At 59.2% G+C, this 17,895-nt stretch carries 16 protein-coding genes; 4 read left to right on the forward strand and 12 right to left on the reverse strand.

The annotated features are described in order from the left end of the window. Positions 1-97: 97 nt before the first annotated feature. Both PQR42_RS08670 and PQR42_RS08675 read left to right on the forward strand, forming a co-directional pair. Entirely contained in the window at positions 98-2,089 is a 1,992-nt protein-coding gene (locus tag PQR42_RS08670; RefSeq protein ID WP_408386330.1) for an acyl CoA:acetate/3-ketoacid CoA transferase, read from the forward strand. A 283-nt stretch (positions 2,090-2,372) separates the two neighbouring features. After that, positions 2,373-2,717, forward strand: a complete 345-nt coding sequence (locus tag PQR42_RS08675) for a hypothetical protein (protein ID WP_408386328.1) — start codon at positions 2,373-2,375, stop codon at positions 2,715-2,717. 33 nt (positions 2,718-2,750) lie between these two features. On the opposite strand, the gene PQR42_RS08680 is transcribed toward PQR42_RS08675, so the two are convergent. From PQR42_RS08680 to PQR42_RS08690, 3 genes are all read right to left on the reverse strand, one after another. Next, positions 2,751-3,032, reverse strand: coding sequence for a hypothetical protein (locus PQR42_RS08680; RefSeq protein WP_408386326.1), 282 nt, complete (start codon positions 3,030-3,032; stop codon positions 2,751-2,753). Positions 3,033-3,060: 28 nt separating this feature from the next. Continuing rightward, the gene (locus PQR42_RS08685; RefSeq protein ID WP_408212629.1) at positions 3,061-3,789 is read right to left on the reverse strand and encodes an SDR family oxidoreductase; all 729 of its coding nucleotides are present in this window, start codon (positions 3,787-3,789) and stop codon (positions 3,061-3,063) included. Between the two features lie 410 nt (positions 3,790-4,199). Next, positions 4,200-5,111 (reverse strand): LysR family transcriptional regulator, encoded by a 912-nt coding sequence (locus PQR42_RS08690; protein WP_408386324.1) that lies wholly within the window; start codon positions 5,109-5,111, stop codon positions 4,200-4,202. Positions 5,112-5,192: 81 nt separating this feature from the next. Between PQR42_RS08690 and PQR42_RS08695 the strand changes: the two genes are divergently transcribed. Continuing rightward, positions 5,193-6,116, forward strand: coding sequence for a carbon-nitrogen hydrolase family protein (locus tag PQR42_RS08695; protein WP_408212624.1), 924 nt, complete (start codon positions 5,193-5,195; stop codon positions 6,114-6,116). 113 nt (positions 6,117-6,229) lie between these two features. Here PQR42_RS08695 and PQR42_RS08700 read toward each other — a convergent pair whose 3' ends face one another. The 5 genes from PQR42_RS08700 to mdlC all read right to left on the reverse strand — a co-directional run bounded on the left by PQR42_RS08700 (position 6,230) and on the right by mdlC (position 13,061). Continuing rightward, on the reverse strand, positions 6,230-7,693 hold the full coding sequence (locus tag PQR42_RS08700; protein WP_408493617.1) for a benzaldehyde dehydrogenase: 1,464 nt from the start codon (positions 7,691-7,693) through the stop codon (positions 6,230-6,232). Between the two features lie 45 nt (positions 7,694-7,738). Next, positions 7,739-9,088 (reverse strand): MFS transporter, encoded by a 1,350-nt coding sequence (locus PQR42_RS08705; protein ID WP_408386320.1) that lies wholly within the window; start codon positions 9,086-9,088, stop codon positions 7,739-7,741. A 109-nt stretch (positions 9,089-9,197) separates the two neighbouring features. Beyond that, entirely contained in the window at positions 9,198-10,277 is a 1,080-nt protein-coding gene (locus PQR42_RS08710; protein ID WP_408386318.1) for an enolase C-terminal domain-like protein, read from the reverse strand. Next, positions 10,274-11,461, reverse strand: coding sequence for an alpha-hydroxy-acid oxidizing protein (locus PQR42_RS08715; RefSeq protein WP_408386316.1), 1,188 nt, complete (start codon positions 11,459-11,461; stop codon positions 10,274-10,276). The genes PQR42_RS08710 and PQR42_RS08715 overlap by 4 nt, the downstream gene beginning before the upstream one ends. Before the next feature lie 19 nt (positions 11,462-11,480). Beyond that, a complete protein-coding gene (mdlC, locus tag PQR42_RS08720) occupies positions 11,481-13,061 on the reverse strand; it encodes a benzoylformate decarboxylase (RefSeq protein WP_408386314.1) in 1,581 nt (526 codons plus the stop codon). A gap of 108 nt (positions 13,062-13,169) precedes the next feature. On the opposite strand from mdlC, the gene PQR42_RS08725 reads away from it, so the two are divergent. Then, positions 13,170-14,066, forward strand: a complete 897-nt coding sequence (locus PQR42_RS08725) for a LysR family transcriptional regulator (RefSeq protein ID WP_408212611.1) — start codon at positions 13,170-13,172, stop codon at positions 14,064-14,066. A gap of 113 nt (positions 14,067-14,179) precedes the next feature. Here the strand turns inward: PQR42_RS08725 and benD are convergent, their stop codons facing one another. From benD to PQR42_RS08745, 4 genes are read right to left on the reverse strand one after another with little or no spacing between them, the layout of a single operon-like run. Then, positions 14,180-14,956, reverse strand: a complete 777-nt coding sequence (benD, locus tag PQR42_RS08730) for a benzoate diol dehydrogenase BenD (RefSeq protein ID WP_408386312.1) — start codon at positions 14,954-14,956, stop codon at positions 14,180-14,182. Then, on the reverse strand, positions 14,953-15,975 hold the full coding sequence (gene benC / locus PQR42_RS08735; RefSeq protein ID WP_408386310.1) for a benzoate 1,2-dioxygenase electron transfer component BenC: 1,023 nt from the start codon (positions 15,973-15,975) through the stop codon (positions 14,953-14,955). Before benC ends, benD begins: the two co-directional genes overlap by 4 nt. Positions 15,976-16,014: 39 nt before the next feature. After that, positions 16,015-16,503, reverse strand: coding sequence for a benzoate 1,2-dioxygenase small subunit (benB, locus tag PQR42_RS08740; protein ID WP_408386308.1), 489 nt, complete (start codon positions 16,501-16,503; stop codon positions 16,015-16,017). Continuing rightward, positions 16,500-17,858: a Rieske 2Fe-2S domain-containing protein gene (locus PQR42_RS08745; protein ID WP_408386306.1), complete on the reverse strand. Its 1,359-nt coding sequence runs from the start codon at positions 17,856-17,858 to the stop codon at positions 16,500-16,502. Before PQR42_RS08745 ends, benB begins: the two co-directional genes overlap by 4 nt. Positions 17,859-17,895 lie beyond the last annotated feature (37 nt).

The following is a 17,895-nucleotide window of genomic DNA, read 5'->3' on the forward strand; positions in this document are numbered from 1 at the left end:
GCACTAACCAACGCATGGAAACCGTGGTCGAGTCGCAGCAGGTCCGAACAACTACAAAGCGCCGGAGCCCGGCTCCATGGCGCGGTTTGGAGACATCATGAGCGCAGGCTTTCAACACCCGTTTCTCGCCACTGCAAACAGCGTCGGGCGAGGCAAAATCGTCAGTGCCCAGCAGGCCGTCAGACTGATTCGTCCGGGCAACACGGTGGCAACGGGCGGCTTCGTCGGCATTGGCTTTGCAGAAGAAATCGCCGTCGCACTGGAACAGCTGTTCCTTGACTCAGCCGCTGGAGATAGCGACGCACCTCGAAATCTCACGCTAGTCTACGCGGGCGGTCAGGGCGACGGCGCCCGCAAGGGCCTGAATCACTTTGCCCACCAAGGTCTGGTTCGGCGGGTCATCGGTGGTCACTGGGGGCTCGTTCCGGGGCTTCAACGCCTGGCCGTCGAAGGCCACATTGAGGCGTACAACCTTCCCCAAGGGGTCATCTCCCAGCTGTTTCGCGATATCGCGGCTCATCGGCCGGGTCATTTGTCCACGGTCGGACTCGATACGTTTGTCGACCCGCGCAACGGCGGCGGCAAGCTCAACGCCCGCACAACAGAGGACCTGGTTAGCCTGATATCGATCAACGGCGCTGACTGCCTCCTGTATAAGACATTTCCAGTCGACGTAGCCATCGTGCGTGGCACCACTGCCGATGCAAACGGTAATGTGACGATGGAAAAGGAAGCGCTGACTCTTGAGTCCCTTGCCATTGCAATGGCCGCACGCAACTCCGGTGGCATCGTGATAGTTCAGGTCGAGCGTATCGCCGAGTCAGGGACTTTGAATCCACGACAGGTCAAGATACCTGGCATTCTGGTCGATTGCGTCGTGGTCGCAAAACCGGAGAACCACTGGCAAACTTTCGCCGAATCGTACAGCCCCGGCTTCGCTAGCGAGCTTCGCATTGCAACAAGTTCGATTCCGTCCATGGCTCTGACCGAGCGAAAAGTCATTGCACGGCGCGCTTCGTTCGAACTGATGGCCAATAGCGTGGTGAACCTCGGGATTGGCATGCCCGAAGGGATTGCGAACGTCGCGAATGAAGAGAAGGTGTGCGACCTTTTTACGATGACAACCGAGCCGGGCGTGATCGGCGGCATCCCGGCCGGGGGCCTGAATTTCGGCGCGGCGACCAATACCGACGCCATCATCGACCAGCCCTACCAGTTCGACTTCTACGACGGCGGTGGTCTCGACATTGCATTTCTCGGACTCGCGCAAGTCGACCGGGAAGGCAACCTCAATGTGAGCAAGTTCGGGCCAAAGCTTGCGGGCGCGGGTGGGTTCATCAACATTTCGCAGGCGGCGAAGAAGGTTGTGTTTGTCGGAACGTTCAACGCCGGCAAGCTGGAAGTGAATATCAAAGATGGGCGCCTGCAAATTCTTCAGGATGGCGTCTGTCAAAAGTTCGTGGACGCAGTGGAACATCGAACCTTCGGCGGTCGTTACGCCAGCGAACGGCAGCAGCCCGTGCTCTACATTACGGAGCGCTGCGTCTTTACCCTGGCGCCTGACGGACTCGAACTCGTCGAGATTGCGCCGGGGGTCGATCTCCAGCGAGACATCGTTTCCCAGATGGGCTTCGCTCCCGTCATCAAATCGCCGCCGCGCCTGATGGACGCCCGCATTTTCGACAATAAGCCGATGGGTTTGCGAGCAATGCTGTTGAGGCTGACGCTCAGTGAGCGGTTCAGCTACGACGCCGATAAAAACATGTTGTTCATCAACTTCGAAGGGCACAAGGTCACGACTGTTGACGACGTCGAAGCAGTCAGAGCCGAGGTCGAACGGACGGTGTCCGGCCTCTCGGTCAGGCCCCACGCAATCGTCAACTACGACAATTTCTCGATAGCGCCCGAAGTCATCGATGCCTATTCCGAAATGGTGACTGGCCTGGTCGCCCGATATTACTCGGACGTGACTCGATACACGACCAGCAGTTTCCTGCGGATGAAATTGGGGGACGCGCTGCAGCGGCGCAGCGTCGCTACGTACATCTATGAAAGCCCGGAAGAGGCGTCGTCTCACGAAACGCGCTAGCCGACTGGCCGCGCCTGCGCCTGCAGCTTTGGAGCGCCAGAGCGAGGACATCCGGGGGCGTGTCCGTTCCTAAGCTCCTGCACGGGGCGCTACATTGATGACGACCGCCCCGCCCCGCGGCTTTGTCGAACGATGATTGCGCGCAGGAAAGTTCGACGGCGAATGCCATTGACGCAATCATTCCGGCGGCCTTTAAGCAGGGTCGAATGACGACCATATTGATTCGTGCGCCCTCGCCCACATGTGTTGGGCTTGCTTAACCGCAGCGGGCAAGCCGATAGACATGACTAAACCTGAATTTAACGAACGCGAAAGCGCACGGCCCGACTTGCTGTGTTTCCTGGTGGCGATTGCAGCAGCCTCCTACGCTCTGACCAACGAATGGCGAGCGGACCATATTGTTGAGTGCTGCCGTCGATGGCTTCAGAAAAACGGGCTGAAGATGGACTGGCTGGACAGGGTCCGCATCGGCCAACTCGCGCTGAAGATTGCCAGTAAGGACTTGCTGGAGGCCGGCGTCGCGGTCCGGCTGTCCAGTGTGAACGCTCTCTTCACCAGCGAGATGGAACTCAACGGGTCAAGCACAATGGTCCAGAGGATGATGGCGCTGTGCCACGACGCGCTCTGAGCACGTTTGAGTTCAAGCTCGTAGCAACGGCTTTCAGGTCGCGAGCAACAGCGACTGCGCGTGCTTGAGAAGCGCGTGTGACGCGGCAAACTCATTGCGTCCAGCCATTGTCAGTGCGGCTTGACCCGTGCGAACGAACAGTTCGTCGTCGGATGTCGCGACGGCACTCACCCCGGCACCAGAACGGTCGTACTGGCGAAAAAATGCGAGCATTCGGGACGCATCGAATCGCCAGTCCTTAGGACCAGCCCTGGCTAGAATCTCAGCGGCTGCAGCCAGCTGTCGCGTGGCTTGAAGGAATTCAGTGCGGTCCATGACACGTGCCCATGAGTCACCGTCGCGCCTAGAGGTCGAAATTGGTCGGCATTAGAACTACGTCGCGAATGGTCATGCCGCGTTGCCGCGTCAGCATGAACATAATGACCTCGGCTACCTCACTGGCCTCGATAAGGCTCCCCGACTCTTTGGCTTCTTTCAATTTTTCCTCTGGCCAGTCGGCGAGCAGTGCGCTGGCGACTGGTCCGGGCGAGACAGAACCGACGCGTATTCCATGTTTGAAAACCTGACGCCGCACCGTCTGCACAAAGCAGTTGATCGCCCATTTGGACGACGCATAGACCGGTTCCCACGGCGTCGGGAAGTGAGCTGCGAGCGAACTGGTGACGATAATATCGCCGGTCCGACGAGCTATCATGTGGGGCAACACGTCATGAACATTTTTCATCACGACGTTAACGTTCAGATTCAGCATCCGGTCGATCGCAGCGGTCTCCGCATCCACCAGGTCGCCGCCCACATAGGTACCTGCGTTGGCATGCAGGATGTCAATTTGCCCCGCGATGTCCAGCACGCTTGGCACGAGCGTTGAGCACGCAGTCGAGTCGAGCAAATCCACGACAAGCGGAATCGCCGCGTCGCCGTGTTTCCCGCAGATTGCCGTCAATGCGACTTCATCGCGGTCGACCAGCACCACGCGAGCACCCGCCGCCAACATCGCCTCGGTGCTGGCCAAGCCAATGCCTGAAGCAGCCCCGGTGACAACAGCGACCTTGCCTTGCAGTTCTCCGGCCATTTTCTCATCCTCCTGTTGGCGCTCATCGCAGGCTTGCTGCGGTAGCAATCTCCCCCGATAAGCAGACGCCCGTTGTGTGCGTAGCCGACATTGAACGCGGCTTCATCTTTTCACCTTTGCGCCGCCAAGGGTGCTATCCGCGTTGCGGTCGCAGCCAGCGTGAGTCGTCCGCAGCAAAACCATAAACGAACAACTGCTCAGCCGATGAGCAAATAATCATGTGCGGGACTAGCCCTGTCAAGGCGATTTCGAGAGGGAAAACCCCGACAGCCGGCGGGCGACCGATGTTCGGTTGTCTGTCGCCGAGAGTGCGTTGGCCCCCGCGGAAGGAGGCGCGCTGCTCATCAACTGCTCCGCACTGTGCAGTCAATCCGCCAAATCCATGCCGTTGTACGTTAGGCGTCTTGCCATCAGATGATGAGAGGAAAACTTTCCTGAATCGCGGACTGGACCTTGACCACCGCGGAATCGCGCATTGAGCTAGTCCGCCATGCAAGTACGATGGGGTAAATCGGAAGTTTTACTGGGCACTCGAGAAGCATCAGCCCGGTCAGTCCGGAAATCGCCAGCGCCGCATGTCTCGGGATGGTCGCGACCGCACGGGAGCCCTTCAGCAGATGCGGCAGGGAAGCAAAATGGGTCGTTGAGGCTATGACGTTACGCCGTCGACCGAGTGCCGACAGCCCCTCATCCACGATCCCTACTACCCCGCCCGAAGAGACGAGAATGTGCCCTCGAGACACGTATTCATCGAGCGTCAGCGTAGACGCCGCGCGGCGCTTCTCATCCACGAGGCATGCGTAATCTCCTTCGCCCACAACCCGATGGTTGAGCCCTCGGCCGGACGATGCACCCGCAAACAATGCGAGGTCCATTTCGCGATTCGCCAGCGCGTCGCCGGCAATCTGACTATGGGTTTGCCGGAAGATGAGCCTCAGTCCCGGCGCGCTCTGCGCCAGACGCTCAATCAGCTGTCGTCCCACAGCAATCTCGAAGTCATCGGACAGCCCGACCGAAACCGAGCGGCCGTGAAACGAAGTCGCATCGGGCCAAGCGATAGCGACGGTCTGACGGCACTTGCCGAGCGCTTCGCTCACCAGCGGTTTCAGCTCCTTTGCACGGGATGTCGGCGCAAGGCCCCGTCCGGTGCGTACGAACAGGGTGTCGGAAAACACTTCGCGCAGCCGTCCGAGCGCCGCACTCACTGCAGACTGGGTCAGATTGAGCCGAATTGCCGCTCGGCTTGCTCCCCCTTCCTCGAACAAAGCTTCAAAGACCTTGAAGAGGTTGAGGTCCACAGCGTCGATATCAATTCTGTTCATATCAAATAGTGGCGATATGCGTTCACACGATTTTACATCCGGGTAAAGATGCGGGCACAAACGCTCCTCGAGGAAAACGCCATGTCCAAGTCAACAGTCGCCGCGCTGCAAATCGGTTCCTCTGCAGCAGGAAAAGCCCAGACTCTGCAGCACATCCTCTCTTTCGAAAAGCAGATTCGCGCCTCCGGCGCCAAGCTCGTGGTCATGCCTGAGGCGTTGTTGGGCGGCTACCCTAAGGGTGAAATTTTCGGCACCCGTCTTGGCTATCGGTTGCCGGAAGGTCGCGAGGCTTTCGCGCGGTACTACGACAACGCCATTGACGTGCCGGGCGAGGAAACTCAGGCGCTCGCTGACCTATCGGCCAGGTGCGGCGCTTCGATCGTCATCGGAGTTATCGAGCGAGGCGGCAACACGCTCTACTGCACTGCGTTGTTCTTCAACCCTGACGACGGGCTGGTGGCCAAACACCGCAAGCTGATGCCGACGGGCACGGAGCGCCTCATTTGGGGACAAGGCGACGGGTCGACCTTGCCTGCCGTGAAGACAGAAGCCGGCGTGGCCGGGACGGCAATCTGCTGGGAAAATCACATGCCGCTCCTGCGTACGGCGATGTATGCGAAGGGTGTGCAGGTTTGGTGCGCGCCGACGGTGGACGAGCGTGACATCTGGCAGTGCTCGATGCGGCATATCGCTCACGAAGGTCGGTGCTTCGTTATCAGCGCATGTCAGGTACAACCTTCGCCGGCACAACTCGGCATAGAAGTGCCGGGGTGGGACGAAAACCGGCCACTCATTAACGGCGGCAGCGTTATCGTGGGCCCTTTGGGCGAAGTTCTGGCAGGTCCGCTCCGTGGCGAGACCGGATTGGTGGTCGCTGAAATCGACACCGATGAGCTCGTTCGCGCACGATATGACTTCGACGTTGTGGGCCATTACTCGCGGCCCGACGTGTTCTCGCTGTCCGTCGACGAGCGCGCCAAGCGAACTGTAGAGTTCAAGTCGTAGTCGAAATGCCACCACGTATGCCGATTCTCGAGCAGATGCGGGGCAGAGCCAGCATCCGCTGCGTCTACTCCAGGCACAACGGTATGTCGTCTACGCTTTCGTCGATCCGCACTCTAGAATGGGTAAGTTATTGGCTTGTCGAGCACGCTCACCCATTGGGTCTGGGTGAATTCGTGGAAGTTAGCTGGCCCCCCGAATCGACCGCCGTTACCGGACGCACCCATTCCCCCGAACGGCACATGAAACTCGTTGTTCACCGTCTGGTCGTTGACATGCACCATGCCCGCCTTGATACGTGCTGACAGCGCAAGTCCACGGGCCAGAGAGCTCGTATGCACTGCGGCAGCCAGACCATATGGCGACCCGTTGACCAATTGAACCGCCTCATCGTCTGTATCGAACACGGTGACAGGCGCCACCGGGCCAAAGATTTCCTCCTGGAATGCAGGCATGTCGGCGGTCACTCCTGTCAGCACAGTCGGCGAATAGAAGAGCTTTGTGAATTCACCACCGGCGCGCAGCGTTGCCCCGGCCGCCACGCTCTTGCGCACAATGTCGTCGATTCTGTCGAGTTGTTTTTTGTTGATGAGCGGCCCGAGGTGAACCTGTTCGGTATGCGGGTTGCCCACACGCAGATTTCTGGCGCGCTGAGCGAGCTTGTCCGCATACTCATCGGCGACAGCCCGATGTACGAGATGTCTTCCCGTCTGCATGCAAATCTGCCCCTGGTGAAGGAACGAGCCCCACGCTCCGTTCGAACTGGCAGCATCGAGGTCCGCGTCTTCGAGAATGACAATGGCATTATTGCCGCCCAACTCAAGGGCAACTTTCTTGAGCATCTCCCCGCAGATTCGGCCAATTGAGCGGCCAACGGCCGTAGAACCGGTGAACGAAATCATTCCCACCTGCGGATGACGCACAAGGGCATCGCCTGCTTCGGCGGCTCCTGGGATAACGTGCAGAACGCCCGAGGGCAAGCCAGCGTCCTCAAAGACACTCGCGAGTAGCAATCCTCCGCTAACCGCGCTCTGCGGGTCCGGTTTCAACACCACTGCGTTGCCAACGGCAAGTGCGGGAGCGACCGAACGCATCGAGAGCAGGATGGGGAAATTCCATGGAGCGATGACGCCGACAACGCCAACCGGTACATGACGGCAAATGTTCATGCGACCGGGCATCGCCGACGGGTACAGCGCGCCCTCCGGCTGCATGGGCATTGCGGCTGCAGCCAGCAATTGCTCATACGTGGCATGCAGTTCCCACTGCGCTTTTGCCGAAGTGGATCCGCACTCCCTAACGTTCCATTCGTTAATCTCCGGGGCACGTTCCTTGAGCAATCTGGCCGCGTCGCGCAGGATTGCGGCTCTCTGATCAAACGGGGTCGATGCCCACGCCTCCTGCGCGGCCGCTGCCGACCTTGCTGCGCGGTCGATGTCCTGCGGGCCGCCCAGTCCTACGCTGGCCAATGCCACCCCAGTGGACGGTTCAGTTACGGGATAGACGCCACCGAAGGCCTCTGTCCATCCATCGGAAAAGATACGTTTGTTCCACACGGCTTTGCTCTCGATGCTGCTCATCACTACCTCTTTCAGATGCGGGTTCAGATTCTGGAATGGACACTGTCATTCAGCCGTGGCCACGATGATTTTTGCACTCTCTGCCGACGGCTTTCTCGCTCGGGAAGTGAGTGCAATGGCTATAGCCGCGATGACACCAGGGACCGCGAACACCATGAAGTTGAAAGTAATTGGAAGGTTCATGCCGACAAGGTAGCCGCCTAATGCGGGACCGGCGACTGCGCCGAATCGGCCCGCCGCGGCAGCCCAGCCGACCCCGGTCGACCGGACGCTCGCCGGATAAAACTGCGCAGCAAACGCGTGCACGATGCACAGGGTCCCGATAGTCGTTGCGCCGGCAAGCATCAGAAGAACATTGAGGACAAAAGCGTTCTGCTTATAGCCGAGGAGGCCGATTGACACGGTGGCAACCGCAAAGAACAGGATGAGTGTGCCCTTGCCACCCCACCTATCCGCCAGCCACCCACTCGCGAGGCCGCCCAGGATGGCGCCCGCATTCAGCGTAATAAGGAAAGTAAGGCTTGAACCGAGCGAATATCCGTTAGCCACCATGAGTTTGGGAAGCCAGGTGTTCAGGCCGTAGACCATCAGCATGCACATCCCGAATGCAACCCAAATCAGCAGCGTGTCTGCTGCTCGACCGTCCTTGAAGATTTGTACAGTTCGGGATTGCGTCGGCTTTACCGATGCCGTCGACAGCGTGGACGCGAGCGACTCGGCGCTACCTCGATAGCTCGGGGCGAGTTTGCGTAGAACGCGGTCTGCCTCGACGAAGCGGCGATTGGCGAGAAGAAAGGCAATCGACTCCGGCAGCCAGCGGAACAGAATCGGAAGCGTGAGCAGAGGCAAACCCGCAATCAGAAAGTTGGCTCGCCAACCGTAGGTGGGGGTGATGACTTTTCCCATCACCGCGGCGATGACCCCGCCTACCGAAAAGAAACTCAACATCACGGTTACCATGATGTTGCGCTTCGCCTTCGGTGACATCTCTGTCACGAGGGCTACGATGTTCGGCACCATGCCACCCAGACCAACTCCGGTAAAGAAACGGCAGATGACAAACTGCGTGGAATTCTCACAGAAGCCGTTTCCGAACGCGGCAAGTCCGAAGACGACCAGGCACGCGAGAATCACGCGGCGACGTCCAAATCTGTCCGATGAACTGCCCAGTGTCAGCGCGCCTATCATCATCCCAAACAGGGCGCTGCTGCCAATGATCCCCGCCGTCACCGCTGGAAGCTTCCATTCGACCATCAGTTGCGGAAGGACCGAGCCATAAATGACCAGATCGTATCCGTCGAATAGCATCAGCATCGAGCACCAGAACATGATCATCAGGTGAAACGAGTTGACGCGCGTCCCATCGACGACATCGTCGATAATGTTGGTGTTCATGTTTGTCTCCAGAATTGTTTAATTGATACCGCTCTTATGTCGGCTTGTCGGTTAGCAATACTTAAAGAAGCACACTGCGCCGTCCAGATTGACGACGCTTATGTAACGCTTAAACGGAGAACCGCTCGATTTCCTGCTCTCGCCAGACGATGCCTGCACCCGGCAGCTCACCAAAGTGCGCTTTGCCATCTTTGAACATGAGCATGGGCTCAAGGATTGGGCCGGCAAGGTCCATCCGTTCGAGCCAGTGACACGTAGGGCTGACCGCCAGAAGATGAGCGCTAAATTCCTGAAAAATGTGGCTCGACATCGGCAATCCATGCTGCTCCGCGAGGGCGCTTGCACGGAGCCATCCAGTCACTCCGCCGATTTTCATCAAATCGGGCATGCACAGGTCGCAAGCCCCTGCGCCAAGCGCGAGACCCATTTCGTCGGGTCCAAACCAGTTTTCCCCCATCTGCACCGGCACATTCAGTGCATCGCGCACCGCTGCATGCCCTGCATAGTCTTGCTGCAACGTCGGCTCCTCTATCCACGCCACGCCTTCCTGCTCCAGCACCAGGCCGCGACGGATGGCTTCCGGAACCGTTAGCCCCTGGTTGTAGTCGACCATGATTTGAACGTTGTCGTCGACGATCTCGCGGATGCTCCGAATCACCTTAAGGTCTTCCTGAAGGGTGGGATAGCCGATTTTTGTCTTGATGGCGGCAAATCCGGCCTCGGCTGCGCCCCTTGCCCGATGCGTCGCGAGTTCGACGCCGTCCATGCTGTGGCTGTCGTACGCAGGCAATGGCCGGGTAACGCCGCCGAGGAGTTCAACAAGCGGAAGTCCATGCACTTTGGCCTTTGCGTCCCACAGCGCCATATCAATGCCGGCTGTCGCCATCCGGACGAGGCCCGTATTTCCAAGCAGCCTGAATTTCGACTGCAGCAGTTGGTCGATATGGCGAGGTGCGAGCGGCTGCCCGACGATGACTGCCGCCAACTCATCCACCATGTGTTGCACCGGCTTCAAGGCCAAGGGCGTATAGGTGAAAAGGTACGCATGTCCCGTCACTCCGCTGTCCGTCTGCACATCGAGCAGAACTAGCGGGGAGCTAGCCACAGTCCCGACAGCCGTCTTAACCGGGTATTCCAATGGAACATTCACGGCGCGCGTGCGCAATCCAACGATTTTCGTGTCGCTCATCGCTTCTCCATCACTTCGGTTTCGTAGTTCGGCGCCGCTACCCACAAGGATTCCTGCTTGTCGCCGGACCAGACATAATCTTTGGCAAGTTTCGAAATGGAGGGGCAACCGATTTGAGCGAGCGTCCTGTCAATCTCGTCCTTCATGATTTCCAGCACCGCGTCCACACCCCGCGCACCATCCGCAGCGAGTCCGTAAAGGGTGGCGCGGCCGAGAAGCACGGCGCTCGCTCCTTTCGCAAGTGCTTTGACGACATCCGAACCCCGTCGAATTCCGCTGTCGATGAGAATGGGCGCCTGAAGTCGAGCGGCGGTCGGCTCGAGTGCTTCTAGCGGCGCAATGGCGCTATCTAGCTGGCGGCCGCCGTGGTTCGAGAGAATCACACCGTCCGCACCGAGTTCTATGCATCGCTCGGCATCGTCGGGGCGGCTAATCCCCTTGATGAGGAGTTGGTGTGGCCACAGATTTCGCAGCCATGCCAGGTCGTCCCACGAGAAGCTTGCATCCATCTGCCGACTCATCAATGCGGCCTGCAGTTCGGTATCCTGCACATCATCGCTGGCAAAGTTCGCGAGCTGCGGCACACCATTACGCACGAGGTCAAATGACCAGCGAGGGTGAAGAGCGCCATCGAGAATCGTTTTGGGGCTATAGCTCATCGGCAGCCCGAAGCCATTCCTGATGTCGCGCTCTCGCTTCCCGTTCACGCCGACGTCGGTCGTCAGAATCAGTGTTGTGTATCCAGCGTTCAACGCGCGCTTGACCAACAACTCCGCCAACTTCCGATGCACGACGTAGAGCTGGAACCACAGTTCGCCTTTAGATACCTTCGCGACCGCCTCGATTGAAGCCGTGGAAGCAGTCGACAGCGCGAATGGAATACCGAACTTTTCCGCTGCGCGAGCCAGCACGAGGTCGCCCTCTGGCCAGAGAATGCCGTTCAGCCCGGTTGGCGCCATGACAAGCGGCGCGCTTAACGGCCTGCCGAAGAGGGTTGTCTCAATGCTCCGCTTGCTGACGTCGACCAGACGGCGCGGCTGGAACCGAACGCTTTCGAAGACTTGCCGGTTGTGCTTCAAACCGAGTTCATCTTCCGCACCGCCCTCGAGATAATCAAATACCATTCGCGGCAGGCGCTTCTTCGCCAGGAGACGAAAGTCGGCTACGTTCACGGGCTTACTCATGTCGCTTTCCTCTGTTTGCTCACGCGGCGCGCATATCGACTTCGATCAGCACCGGCTTTTTGCTGGCAAGGGCGTGCCGCAGCGCAGAGGTCAAACTTGCACTCGAATCCGCATGTAGAGCATCGACGCCATATCCACGGGCAAGAGCACAGAAGTCGAGGCCCGGCACATCAAGTCCAGGTACGTCTTCGACCTGAAGAACGCCGGCGAACCAGCGCAGCGCTCCATACGTGCCGTTCTTCATGATGATGAAAATCGCCGGGATGTCGTATTGAGCCGCGCTCCAGAGTGCCTGAATGCCGTAGTTGGCAGAACCGTCGCCAATCACTCCGATGACCTGGCGCTCCGGCCTCGCCAGTTGAATGCCGACAGCGGCGGGAAGCGCGAATCCCAGACCACCTGCCGCAGCGAAGTAATAGCTCCCCTGCTCGGTCATGCGTAAGCGCTGCCAGAGAATGTTCGTAGTCGACGTCGACTCGTTGACGTAGATAGCATCACGCGGAGCCATCTCATCGAGGATGTCGAACACGCGCTCCGGCGTGAGCGGACCGGGCGCTTCAGGTGCGGGCTCCGGGCGACGGGTCGCGGCGGGCAACGGCCGGGCGCTTTGCGAAACTTTCTCGCTAAGCGCGCGAAGCGTCAGTCCTACATCCGCGATGATTGCGTCACCCATCGGCGCGCGAGTCGCTTCGTTGATGTCGCAGGTGATTGCGATAAGGCGGGTGCCCTTCGGCAGGTATTCGCCCGGTTCATACTGGTGGTACCGAAACACTGGCGCACCAACGACGAGCACAAGGTCATGGCCGTCGAGAATACGGCTGATGCTCGCGATACCAGCCGGCAACAATCCGCGGAAGCATGCATGCGTAGTTGGGAAAGCGCAGCGCGGAGCTGATGGAGCCATCCATACGGGCATCGAAAGTTTCTCCGCAAGCGCGACTGCGAAGGCGTTTGCATGGCTCGCATCAACGTCGGGGCCGACCACCATGGCCGGGTTCCGAGCACTCTCCAGCGATGCAACGAGATCCGCCAGCGCTTCTGCGGACGGCAGCCCTGCCAGCTCGACGCGCCGCTTAGCCAGATGCTCGACGCCGGGCCCCGCCTCCTGTTTCCAGTCGTCGTAAGGCACCGAGAGATACACCGGGCCCGCAGCCGGCGTAGCGGCCGTATGAATGGCGCGGCTCAACGCGAGCGGGACCTCTTGCGCGCAGCTCGGCTCGCAGCTCCACTTCACCAGCGGACGAGGGAGCGCCGCCGCGTCCACGTTTGTCAGCAGGGCTTCGACGCCGACCATTGCGCGGACCTGCTGCCCGGCTGTTACGACCAGCGGCGTATGCGAATTCCACGCGTTCGCGAGCGCGCCCATTGCATTACCGGTTCCCGCCGCGGAGTGCAGATTCACGAAACCCGGGCGGCCGGTCGCTTGCGCGTAACCATCAGCCATCCCCACAACAGCGGCTTCCTGCAGGCCGAGGATGTAGCGAAAGTCCTTAGGGAAGTCTTTGAGAAACGGCAACTCGTTCGAACCCGGGTTACCGAAGAAAGTGGTCAATCCTTGCTCGCGAAGGATTTCGTAGCATGCTTGATGGACGGTGGTCATGAGATGTGTTCCTAGTCGATAGATCGATGCTAGGACCCGGTATAAAATAAATCAAATCATCTATTTTTCGATTCGATAATAGATGTCGTCTATATAGGGGTGACCACCGTGACCACGACCGACCTGAATCTCATTCGCGCGTTCGTCGCTATCTACGAAACGGGCAGCGTGAGTGCGGCAGCGAAGCGCCTTAACATCACGCAGCCATCGGTCAGTCATTCGTTGAGCCGGCTGCGGGATCTGCTACAAGACCCCCTTTTCACGCGGACGCGAGAAGGAATGATTCCGACGTTCAATGCCACCCAACTGTTTCAAGCCTTCAAGCACGCGCTGGACAGCATCGAGACCGCCATATCGGCCACGCGCAACTTTGACCCGGCGCAGTCAACCCGGTGCTTCCGGCTCGCGCTGTCCGACCTCGGGGAGCTTTATTTCCTGCCATTTCTTGTCAAGGAACTGCAGACAAGCGCGCCCTCGGTGGGACTGGAAATCGTGCAGCTCGAGAGCGAGCGGATTACCGAATGGCTAACCACTGGAAGCGTTGACGCTGCGGTTGGAAACCTGCAACTCACGGGCGGGCAGGCAAGAAAGCGAACCATGTTCACCGAGACCTATTCCTGCCTGCTCAGCGCTACGCATCCGGCCATTGGTGAGACGCTGAACCTGCAGGAATATGTGTCCGCGAACCATGCGGTGGTTGCCCCGTTCTCAGGACACCACCTGGTGGAGGACGTGATGACGGAGATGGGTCTGTCCCGACGAATTGCGCTTCGCGTGCCGCACTTCACGAATATCGTTGCAGTCATCGCGTCCACTGACCTTATCCTGACGCTTCCCACTCGCGTCGCGCGTGCTTTTGCCAGCGACGGCAGGATGCGTACGCTGCCGTTACCGTTTCCTATATCGTCGTTTGATGTCAATCTCTACTGGCAGCCCCACAGGGAGGATTCGGCGGCTCAGCAATGGTTCTGCGACACGATTACACGAACGCTGAGCGGGGTTTGATATTCGACAGTTGCCGAGCCGGGCATCCCTCCGCCGTAAGCGTTAGTCGGTTCTTCAAAAGTTAATCAGGCGTTACAGCGACCGCCTTGATTTCAACAGGAGAGCGTGCCGAATCAGCCCGTGTCACCGCCTGCTACTGGCAACACAGTGCCGGTGATATAACCTGCCTCGTCCGAAGCGAGGAACAGAATCGGCGCGGCCTGCTCGTCGATGCTGCCGTAGCGTTTGAAGAAGGTCGATTCAGTGACCTGCTTCACCGCTTCGCCCATCCAGACTTTTTCCTGCTCGCTGTCGCCGACGGAGTTGCGCGGCACACGTCGCGGCGGCGCGTCAGTCCCGCCCGGCGCGGTGGCGACCACGCGGATGTTGTGCTCTGCGTATTCCATCGCCAACGACTGCGTCATCGCGTTGACACCGCCCTTCGCCGCCGAATACGGAACGCGGCGGATCCCGCGAGTGGCATTCGAGGACACGTTCACGATAGTCCCGCCTCCGCGCTCAAGCAGGTACGGCAAGACTGCATGGCAGGCGTATAGCGTCGGCATGAGGGAGCGACGGATTTCCGCATCGATCTGTGCAGGCTCGAACTCGGCGAAGGGACGCATGCGAATCGCGCCACCCACGCCATTGACCAGAATGTCGATGCCGCCAAAGGTGCGCGCGGCGAAGGCCATCGCCGACGCGGCGCCATCGTACGTCTCAAGGTCGGCGACAAACCCTGCTGTGTCTGCGCCGTGCGCTTCGGCGGCGACTTCTGACACGAAGTCGGCGCGGTCCACGAACAGCACCTTGCCACCTTCGGCGGCTGCCCGAAGCGCTACCGCGCGACCGATGCCCTGCGCGGCGCCGGTGACCACCATGACCTTGCCAGCGAATCGTTGCGTGTTCATGCGGTCCTCGGTGCTGCGTTAGGAGTGAACTTCTCGTAGTGGAAGCTGTTCGGCTTCACGCCGTTGTCGTCGAAATGCTTACGCACTGCATCGACCATCGGCGGTGGCCCGCACAGGTACACGTCGACGTCCCCATCATTGACGGCCTCCGCCGGCATGTGCTGCGTCACCCAACCCTTGCGAGGATGGGTCGAATCCGTGTCGGCCACGACGGTGCTGTAAGTGAAATTCGGCAACTTCGCGAGGTAGGTTTCGATTGCATCGACCTGCACGAGGTCGAGGTCGCGCGTTACGCCGTAAATCAGATGGACTTTCTGCTGCGAATTCGTGCGAGCCAGCACTTCAAGCATCGACAGGAACGGTGCCAGGCCTGTGCCGCCGGCGAGGAACAGCAACGGCCGCTCAACAGCGCGCAGATAGAAGCTGCCGAGCGGTCCGGTCAGTTCCACCTTGTTGCCTGCCTGCGCGGATTCGAGCCAGGTGCTCATCACGCCACCAGCAATTTTCTTGATCAGAAAGCTGATTTTCGATTCGCCTGGTGCCGACGAAAAAGAATATGAACGGTGCTGACCGCTGCCAGGAACATCAATGTTGACATACTGGCCCGGCAGGAATACCGGCGCGGTCGCGTCCACATCCAGTTCGAGCACGATGGCCGCATCGTTGTGCGCCTCGACCTTCGATACGGTCGCGGCGAACTTGCTTTGCTCAGTCTTGCATGCGGTGGAAGATGCCGGCACCGCAATGACACAATCGCTTTCCGGCACCATCTGACAGGTGAGTACGAGACCGCCTTCCTTCTCATCCTCGGTCAGTGCATCTTCGATGTAGTCGTCGCCCAGGTCGTAGCTTCCGCTCTCGGCTCGGCATTTGCAGGTGCCGCATACGCCATCAGAGCAATCCATCGGCAGGTTGATTTTTGCGCGAAAGGCGGCATCGAGCACCTTCTCGCCCGCCTTGCATGTGACGAAGCGGGTCACGCCGTCTTCAAAATTCAGTGCAATGTTGTAGCTGGACATCTTGCCTCCTGTACTTCTCATTTCCGCGGATGTTTGCGCTCAAACGTGATAAACGTCGAGCACCTGGCGGATGTAGTCGTCCTTCAACACGATGCGCTTGTAGCAAATCAACAGTTCATCGTTGACTTTGCGCAGAGTGACGAACATCGTGCCGAAAAACTGGTCGGTGGTTTTGTAACGGTGGCTGAGCGTGTTGAAGTTGTAGCGCACGTCCGCTTCGTTCTCGCGCTCGGCCAGCACTTCCACATTGGTGACGTTGTGACTGGTTCGCGGTTCAGGCATCGAGGCGCTACTGCGTTCGGTCTTGATGCGGAACACACGGTCTTCCAGGCCGCCACGGTCCGGGTAATACATGAGCGAAATCTGACTCTCGTGGTCGTCGGTAAGCCGGTCGTCGTCATCCCACGCCGGCATCCAGTACGTGACGTCCTCGGTATAGCAGGCAAGCCAGTCGTCCCATTGACGGTCGTCGAGCAGGCGTGCTTCGCGGAACAGCACGGCGCAAATTTTCTGGTAATCGAAGCTCATGCCAGGGCCTCCCCGTGTTCCTTCTTGAGGGCGTCGCGCATCAGGTGCACCCAATATTCGTGTTGACACACAAACAGGCCTTCGTCTTCGCTACGTTCGCCTGAAATGAGCGGCTTCAGGCCCATACTTTTCGCGTTTGCGTCGGGACCTTCGACCCACAGCGGCGCTCCGCGCGAAAGGTCGTTCCACAATGCAGTGGTACCGGCATAGCCGGCCTGGCAGGCGCGAAACTCTTCGAGGTCATCCGCGGTACCCATGCCCGAGACGTTAAAGAAGTCTTCGTACTGGCGGATGCGGGTGGCACGATCGGCTGCGCTCTCGCCCTTCGGAGCGAAACAGAAGATGCTGACTTCGGTCTTGTCCACGCTGATCGGACGGACGACGCGAATCTGCGTGCTGAACTGGTCCATCAGGAACACGTTCGGATACAGACAAAGATTCCGGGTCTGGTTGACGATGAAGTCCGCCTTCACCTCGCCAACGCGTGCCTTGATTTCGTCGCGGTATTGATAGACGGGCCGCACTTCCGGGTTCATCGTCTTGGTCCACAGCAGGATGTGGCCGTGGTCGAACCCGTACACGCCGGCTACCGACTTGCTCCAGCTGTTCGCATCCACGGCCTTGGTGCCCTCGACCTTGCGCCGGTCCATCGTCGCAGCGTAGTTCCAGTGCACGGTGCTGACGTGGTAGCCGTCGCAGCCGTTCTCCATCTGCATCTTCCAGTTACCGTCATAGATGTACGAGGAATTGCCGCGCAACACTTCCAGCCCGTCCGGCGCCTGGTCGACGATCTGGTCGATGATGACCTTGGTCTCGCCGAGGTAATCTTCCAGCGAAATCGCGTCCGCGTTGAGGCTGCCGAACAGGAAGCCGCGATAGCTCTGGAAGCGTGCGACTTTTTTCAGGTCATGCGAGCCGTTCGTATTGAATTGCACCGGGTATTCGGTGGTCTTCACATCTTTCACTTTCAGCAGCTTGCCGGTGTTGGCGAAGCTCCAGCCGTGGAAAGGACACGTGAAGGTGCCTTTGTTGCCGTGCTTTTTACGGCACAGCATCGCGCCCTTGTGCGCGCAGGCGTTGATGACCGCATGCAGCTCGCCGCTTTTGTCGCGCGTGATCACGACAGGCTGGCGGCCAATCCAGGTGGTGTAGTAGTCGTTGTTGTTGGGAATCTGGCTTTCATGCGCGAGATATACCCAGTTGCTCTCGAAAATGTGCTTCATTTCGAGCTCGAACAAATCGGTGTTCGTGAAGATGTCGCGGCGGCAACGGAATACACCGTTTTGCTTGTCGTCCTGAACGGCGGTGTGCAGCAGTTCATCCAGTTGCGAGGCTTTGTCGAAAGTTGCGGACATGAGTGCTCTCCCTACGCGTGCTCCAGGTTATGGGGCA

Source organism: Paraburkholderia sediminicola, from assembly GCF_046027355.1.
Classification (GTDB): Bacteria; Pseudomonadota; Gammaproteobacteria; order Burkholderiales; family Burkholderiaceae; genus Paraburkholderia; species Paraburkholderia sediminicola_B.